This is a genomic window from Rhodococcus tukisamuensis NBRC 100609 (assembly GCF_001894985.1).
Taxonomy (GTDB): domain Bacteria; phylum Actinomycetota; class Actinomycetes; order Mycobacteriales; family Mycobacteriaceae; genus Rhodococcus_G; species Rhodococcus_G tukisamuensis.
This window is the reverse complement of the sequence record NZ_BCXG01000003.1, coordinates 326,133-333,206: the sequence shown is the minus strand read 5'-3', so window position 1 is coordinate 333,206 and position 7,074 is coordinate 326,133. Positions and strand designations below refer to the sequence as shown.

Sequence of the window (7,074 nt, the reverse complement as noted above, 5' to 3'; positions counted from 1 at the left end):
TGCCCTTCGGCTCGCGGACGGTCCGGACGAGGTGCACAAGCGCACGATCGCCAGGCAGGAACTGCGCAAGTACCGCGACCGTGTCCCCACGCCGGCCGTGCACAACGGGAGTCCGGTCGGTGTCTAGCCTGGTGGCGGCCCCGACTCCGGGGGTGGACCGTGATGCGGTGACGGCATGGATGGGCTCGCTCGGCGTCGAGTTCACCGGGACGCTGCGTTTCGACCGGATCGGGCTCGGCCAGTCGAACCTGACGTACCTGGTCGTCGACGAGGGCGGTCGCAAGTGGGTGCTGCGTCGGCCGCCGCTGGGGCAGCTGCTGGCGTCGGCGCACGACGTGGCGCGAGAGGCTCGCATTCTTGCCGCGCTCGGCGACACCGCGGTCCCGACACCGCGGGTCTTCGGGCTCACCCACGACCCGCGGTTCACCGATGCCCCGTTGCTGTTGATGGAGTTCGTCGACGGAGTGGTGGTCGACAGGATGTCCGTCGCCGAATCGTTGACGCCGGCCCGTCGTCGCGAGATCGGTCTGGCACTGCCGAGGACCTTGGCCGAGATCCATGCGGTGGACGTGAAGCGGGTTGGGCTGGACGACCTGGCCAGCCACAAGCCGTACGCGCGGCGGCAGCTCAAGCGGTGGAGCAGGCAGTGGGAGGAGTCGAAGACCCGGGAGCTCCCGGACCTGGACTCGTTGACAGCACGGCTGGTCGCGGCCACACCCGAGCAACATGAGCTGTCGTTGGTGCATGGCGACTTTCATGTCCGCAACGTCATCGCGTCGCACGAGACGGGGGAGGTCGTCGCGGCCCTGGACTGGGAGCTGTCCACTCTCGGCGATCCCTTGGCGGACATGGGCAGCATGCTCGCGTACTGGACGGAAGCCGGTGATGCCGGTACCGGCGAGCCCGCGCCGACCGCCCTCGACGGGTTCCCGACCCGCGAGGAGCTGGCCAGGGTCTATCTCGAGGAGACCGGCCGGGACCCCGCCGCGCTCAAGTACTGGCACACGTTGGGGCTGTGGAAGGTCGCGGTCATCGCCGAGGGTGTCATGCGCCGGGCGCTGGACGAGCCGCAGAACAGGGCCGCGGGCGGGACCCCGACGGTGGAGCAGATCGACGCACTGATCCGAACGGCCCTGCAGGTGGCCGACGAGGCAGGAATCTGAGCGCACCGACAGAACCGGTGCACACCAACTTTCAAGAGAAGGGCAGGAAACCATGAAGGCATGGCGCGTCAACGAGCTTGGTGAACCCCGCGACGTCTTGCGGTTCGAGGAGGTCGTCGACCCGACAGCGGGCCCCGGGCAACTGCTGGTGAAGGTGCTCGCCGCCCCGGCAAACTTCCCCGACGTGCTGCTCTGTCGAGGCGAGTACCAGATCAAGCCCCCGCTGCCGTTCACGCCCGGGGTCGAGCTGTGTGGCGAGGTGGTCGCGGTCGGCGCGGGCGTGACGCGGTTTGAGGTCGGCGATCGGGTGGTCGGCAATCCGGAGCTGCCCGCCGGAGCCTTCGCCGAACTGACGGTGATGGCCGAGGAGAACGCGTACCCCGCCCCGTCCTCGCTGGACGACGCAGAGGCGTCGGCGCTGAGCATCGGCTACCAGACGAGCTGGTTTGCCCTGCATCGGCGCACCCAGATCAAGCCGGGAGAGACACTTCTCGTGCACGCCGCGGCCGGCGGTGTGGGCAGCACTGCGGTCCAACTCGGCAAGGCGGCGGGCGCGACGGTCATCGGTGTCGTCGGCGGACAGGAGAAGGCCGACTACTGCCGGCAGCTGGGCGCGGATCTGGTGATCGACCGTCGAAGCGAAGACTTCGTGGAGGTCGTCAACGAGTTCACCAACGGCCGCGGGGTCGACGTCGTCTACGACCCGGTCGGCGGCGATGCCTACATGAAGTCGACCAAGTGCATCGCCTTCGAGGGCCGGATCCTGGTGATCGGCTTCGCCGGCGGCACCATCCCGACGCCGGGACTCAACCACGCACTGATCAAGAACTACTCGATCATCGGACTGCACTGGGGGTTGTACAAGCGATACAACCAGCAGGCGATCTACGACTGCCACGCCGAGCTGACCAGGATGGCGGACGCGGGTGAGATCAAGCCGCTGATCTCGGAGCGGTTGTCTTTCGACGACGTCGCGGAAGGCCTTGCCAAGCTTGGCGAGGGCAAGAGCATCGGACGGATGGTGTTCCACCCCTGACCCCAGCGGTCCGATCCATCACGTTGATCCGAGTTCGCCCGCAACCTCGATTTCCGAGGTTGCGGGCGACTTCGTTACATCGAATCGTGGAAGTGAGCAGCCTTACGCGCTATTTGTCCCCAAGTGGTAATTGCTGCGTCCCCATGCGCTAAGTGCACGTCGCTTCTTGCCCCTAATGTTGTCCGCATCACAGAGTGGCGCTTAATTTTGGTGCCGCTCGCTCCGCGGGAGATGGGGCAGATCTCGATCGCCCGCGCTGGTCGGCCCGATTCGCCGACCGCCGCATCACGCTTCCATCCCGAGGCTGATCGCACCACCATCGTTCAGTCCGACCAGAGGAGAAGCCGTGACTCTGAGCACTGCCGCGCCGGAAATACCCGACGCCGATCGCAAGACCGATCGGCCCAGGTCCCGGTTCTATCCCTGGATCGTGTTCATCCTGGCGTTCGGTTTGCTGCTGTCGGACTACATGTCCCGGCAGGTCCTCAGTGCGGTCTTCCCCTACCTGAAGACCGAGTGGGCGCTCTCGGATTCGCAACTGGCATCGCTCACCAGCGTGGTGGCGCTGATGGTCGGGCTGCTGACGCTGCCGATCTCGATCCTGGCCGACCGTTGGGGGCGGGTGAAGAGCCTGGTGTTGATGGCGGTGCTGTGGAGCCTGGCGACTCTGCTGTGCGCGATCGCCACCAGCTACGGGCAGATGCTCGGCGCCCGGTTCCTGGTCGGCATCGGCGAGGCCGCCTACGGCAGTGTCGGCATTGCCCTGGTGATGTGTGTCTTCGCGCCGCACATGCGGTCGAGTATCGGCGGCGCCTTCATGGCCGGCGGCTCGTTCGGCTCGGTGGTGGGAGTCGGCCTCGGCGGGTTCATCGCCGTCCAGTTCGGTTGGCGCTGGTCGTTCGTCGCGATGGCGGTGCTCGGTCTCGTCCTGGCCGCGGCCTTCCGGGCCGCCGTCACCGAGGAGAGGCTCGGGCGGTACTCGACCGACGAGCCGGAGGAGGGTGTCGAGGCGCAGCCCGGCTACCGAGCCCCGTTCCGGAGCCTGTTCAGCAGCACCGCGGTGCTGTGCGCCTACGCGGGCAGCGGCCTGCAGCTGTTCATGTCCGCCAGTCTGTTGGCGTGGCTGCCCAGCTTCTTCAACCGCTACTACGGCATGGAGCCCGACAGGGCAGGCGCGGTCGCCTCGTTCTTCGTCCTGTTCATCGGCGTCGGCATGGTGCTGTGCGGGATGATCACCGACCGGGTCAGCAAGTTCGACGGCGGCCGCAAGTGGACCAGTGCCATCGCCTACTGCCTCATCTCGATGACCTCGTTCGGCATCGCCTTCGGCATCGACAACGGTCCGGTCCAGCTCGGACTGATGGCGGTCGGCGCATTCTTCTCGGCGGGCTCCTCCGGTCCGGCGACCGCCATGGTTGCCAGTCTGACTCACGCATCGGTGCGGGCCACGGGACTTGGCACGCTGACGCTGGCCAACAGCCTGCTGGGGCTGGCGCTGGGTCCCATGATCGTCGGGATGCTGGCCGACCGATTCGGGCTGGCCTCGGGCCTGCAGCTCGCCGCGCTGGTCTACCTGCTGGCGATTGCCGTGCTGGTGGTCGGCAAGAAGACCTATCCCGCAGGCCTGCGCATCCTCGCGGAACTGTCGGCACGTTCATCGCACTGAGGGTGGAACCGGCGTTGACGATGGCGGACGCCAAGCCGCCGACGTTCGTGATGGTCCCCGGACTACGGGGCCACGTGGCGGATCACTGGCAGGCCCTGCTGGCGACGGAGTTGGACGGCGTGGTCACGGTACCTCCGCTCGTGCGGGACGGTCTGAGCCGGGACGCGCGGGTTGCCGCCCTCGACAAGGTGCTGGCCGGGTTGTCCGGTCCGGTGTTCCTGGTCGCGCACAGCGCGGGTGCGCTGATCGCCGTGCACTGGGCGCAGCGGCATTCTCGGCCGATTCAGGGCGCGCTGCTGGTGTGTCCTCCGGACCCGGACGTACCCCTGCCCGCGGGCCATCCGAGCCCGGAGGCGTTGTCGGACAACGGCTGGGTGCCCACACCGCGTGAACGCCTGCCCTTCCCGTCCCTGGTGGCGGCCAGTACCAACGATCCGCTCGCGGCGTACGGGCGCGTCGTCGGGATGGCGCGTGACTGGGGTAGCCGGCTGGTGGTGCTGGGCGAGGTGGGCCATCTCGATCCCGCATCCGGGCACGGCCCGCTTCCGCAGGGGCGTGAGCTGCTCGGGGATCTGGTCCGCCACGCCGCGCGGCCGGCCGAGATCCTGGCCGGATCGGTTGGCGCGCCGGGAGGGTGAGGCCTTCTCTCCGGCAGCGCCGGCGCATATCGTGAGGAGTCGGGTCCACCTCTGGGAGGAGTCTCGACATGGCCAGTCCGTCCGTATCGGATCCGGCACCCAGTTTCGAGGGGGTGCTGGCGGTCTACGTGAACTGCACGTTGAAGCGGTCCCCGGAGCGCAGCCACACGCAGGGGCTGATCGACCGCAGCGTCGAGTTGATGCGTGGCGCCGGGGTGGCGGTGGACCAGATCAGGGCGGTCGACCACGACATCGCGACCGGCGTCTACCCCGACATGACGGAACACGGCTGGCCGAGTGACGAGTGGCCTCGGCTCTACGAGCGGATCGTGGCCGCGGACATCCTGGTGCTGGCCGGACCGATCTGGCTGGGAGACAACAGCTCCGTGATGAAGAGGGTGATCGAGCGGCTGTACGGGTGCTCGTCGATCCTCAACGACAAGGGGCAGTACGCGTACTACGGGCGGGTGGCCGGCGCCCTGTTCACCGGGAACGAGGACGGCGTCAAGCACTGCGCGATGAACGTGCTCTACAGCCTGCAGCACCTGGGCTACGTGATCCCGCCACAGGCCGATGCCGGCTGGATCGGGGAGGCCGGTCCGGGGCCGTCCTACCTCGACGAGGGTTCGGGTGGACCCGACAACGACTTCACCAATCGCAACACGACATTCATGACGTACAACCTGATGCACCTGGCGGCGATGCTCCGCCGCGAGGGCGGAATTCCCGCGTACGGGAATCAGCGCTCGCTGTGGGACGCGGGCTGCCACCCGAGCTTCGCCAATCCCGACTACCGCTGACAACGCTGTGGCCGCACCCCCGTGAGGAGTGCGGCCACAGGCGCGTTCGGGTTCTCGGTCAGGCGGGCAGGCCGAGCGAGCGGGCCAGCGTCGGCCAGGCCTTGGGCAACTGGTCCACCCAGTAGGCCCAGGCGTGGGTGCCCGTCGCCTCGAAGTCGAAGGTTGCCGGAATGCGCAGGTCCTTCAGTTCGGACTGCAGTTTGCGGGTGCAGACGTTCGCCATCGCCTCGATGGATCCGCCCACCACCACCCGTTCGGTGTAGTTGGCGATGTCGGGGGTCTCGTACCGACCCGGCGCTCCCGACGCAACCGAGACGTAGATGTCCTTGCCTCGCAGTGCTTCCGCGTTGCGTACCGAGTCGTGTTCGGTCCATCGCGGTCCGCCGACCTCGCCCCAGAGGTTTGCAGGGTCGCCGCCCCGAGAGGACACCGTCGCCTGCACACTGAGGCGTCCCGCGTCGTCCTTAGTCGAGTAGCAGCCGCTGAACACCGCAATGCCGCGGTACATCTCGGGGTACCGATGGGCGAGCATCATCGCGCCCTGCGCCCCCATGGAGGCGCCCATCAGCGACTTGACGCCGTTGGTCTTCAGCCGCGCGTCGAGCAACGGCGGTAGTTCCTTGGTGATGAAGGTTTCCCACTTGTGCAGGCCGACACTCGGATCGATTCTGTCCCAGTCGGTGTACATGCCGGACACGCCGCCGTTGATCATCACGAGGTTGACGTTCTTGTCCGCGAAGAACTGCGGAGCGCCGCCGCAGCAGACCCAACCGCTGCTGTCCTCCCCCGCGTCCACGCCCTCGAGCGCATAGATCGACGGTCGGGGCACGGAGTCGTCCTTCGGCAGGACGACTTCCACCCCGATGTCGCGGCGCATCGCCGGCGAGGCCACGGTGAATCGGACCATCTGATCGGATTTCTTTTCTTCCCCGACGATCGCCGCGACGGTGATGTCGTCGCGGAGCGCGGGCAGTGGCGGGTGCTCGTTCTGGAGCGGACCGGGAATCGTCGACCCGGCAGTGACACTGCCCCCGTCGGAACTCCCGAACACGCTGCCGAGGCTGCCGCTCGAACTGCCGGCGCTCCCGGTGTCGGACGCGGCCGCCGCGGGACCCATCGGCAGCGCGACGAGCGACGCGACCGAGATGCCGAGGATCCCCGTTTGAAGGGTGCGGCGCACCGAGCGCCCCGAGACTGAACTCCACATGACAGAACTTCCCCCACGAAAGATCCAAGTTGATTGGCCCGAACGTACCGTGGCCACCCCGGGTACCACGACAAATCCGACGAACTGCGTTTGTGTGACCGGACACGGTCGCGGTTGCCGCCGCCCGGCGCGCGCGGCACGCTGGAGGCACCGTCGCACCGACAGGGGGCCGCCATGTCCACCTCGTTCAACCACACGATCGTCTACGCGAAGGACCGAGACCGTTCGGCGGCGTTCTTCACCGACCTGTTCGGGCTTCCGGACGCGGTGCCGACCGGGGTGTTCCTCTCGGTGCGCCTCGACAACGACGTCACCCTGGACTTCGACGGTCCGCTCGACGAGGTGCAGTCCCAGCACTATGCCTTCCACGTCAGCGAGGACCAGTTCGACGCCGTCTACGGCCGGATCGTGGAGCGCGGTCTCGAACACTGGGCCGACCCGCGGCGGTCGGTGCGCGGGGAGGTCAACACCCACAACGGGGGCCGCGGCGTCTACTTCGAGGACCCGTCGGGCCACTTCATGGAGATCCTCACCAGGCCGTAGAGCGGCCCGGTGGTGGCCGCA

Annotated in this window: 7 protein-coding genes and 1 pseudogene; 7 read left to right on the top strand and 1 reads right to left on the bottom strand. The window is 67.7% G+C overall.

From position 1 onward, the window contains the following. From RT2_RS26290 to RT2_RS05480, 6 genes and pseudogenes are all read left to right on the top strand, one after another. A pseudogene (locus RT2_RS26290) lies at positions 1-127 on the top strand (acyl-CoA dehydrogenase family protein); the annotation flags it as partial. A gap of 52 nt (positions 128-179) precedes the next feature. Beyond that, the gene (locus RT2_RS05500; protein WP_072843498.1) at positions 180-1,163 is read left to right on the top strand and encodes a phosphotransferase family protein; all 984 of its coding nucleotides are present in this window, start codon (positions 180-182) and stop codon (positions 1,161-1,163) included. A 52-nt stretch (positions 1,164-1,215) separates the two neighbouring features. Beyond that, a complete protein-coding gene (locus tag RT2_RS05495) occupies positions 1,216-2,199 on the top strand; it encodes an NADPH:quinone oxidoreductase family protein (RefSeq protein ID WP_072843497.1) in 984 nt (327 codons plus the stop codon). A 346-nt stretch (positions 2,200-2,545) separates the two neighbouring features. Continuing rightward, the gene (locus tag RT2_RS05490) at positions 2,546-3,865 is read left to right on the top strand and encodes an MFS transporter (RefSeq protein ID WP_245709197.1); all 1,320 of its coding nucleotides are present in this window, start codon (positions 2,546-2,548) and stop codon (positions 3,863-3,865) included. 20 nt (positions 3,866-3,885) lie between these two features. Continuing rightward, positions 3,886-4,503: an RBBP9/YdeN family alpha/beta hydrolase gene (locus tag RT2_RS05485; protein WP_083577090.1), complete on the top strand. Its 618-nt coding sequence runs from the start codon at positions 3,886-3,888 to the stop codon at positions 4,501-4,503. A gap of 68 nt (positions 4,504-4,571) precedes the next feature. After that, a complete protein-coding gene (locus RT2_RS05480; RefSeq protein WP_072843496.1) occupies positions 4,572-5,303 on the top strand; it encodes a flavodoxin family protein in 732 nt (243 codons plus the stop codon). Positions 5,304-5,361: 58 nt separating this feature from the next. Here the strand turns inward: RT2_RS05480 and RT2_RS05475 are convergent, their stop codons facing one another. Continuing rightward, a complete protein-coding gene (locus RT2_RS05475) occupies positions 5,362-6,510 on the bottom strand; it encodes an alpha/beta hydrolase (RefSeq protein ID WP_072843495.1) in 1,149 nt (382 codons plus the stop codon). Positions 6,511-6,684: 174 nt separating this feature from the next. On the opposite strand from RT2_RS05475, the gene RT2_RS05470 reads away from it, so the two are divergent. Further along, the gene (locus RT2_RS05470; protein WP_072843494.1) at positions 6,685-7,053 is read left to right on the top strand and encodes a VOC family protein; all 369 of its coding nucleotides are present in this window, start codon (positions 6,685-6,687) and stop codon (positions 7,051-7,053) included. Positions 7,054-7,074: the final 21 nt, after the last annotated feature.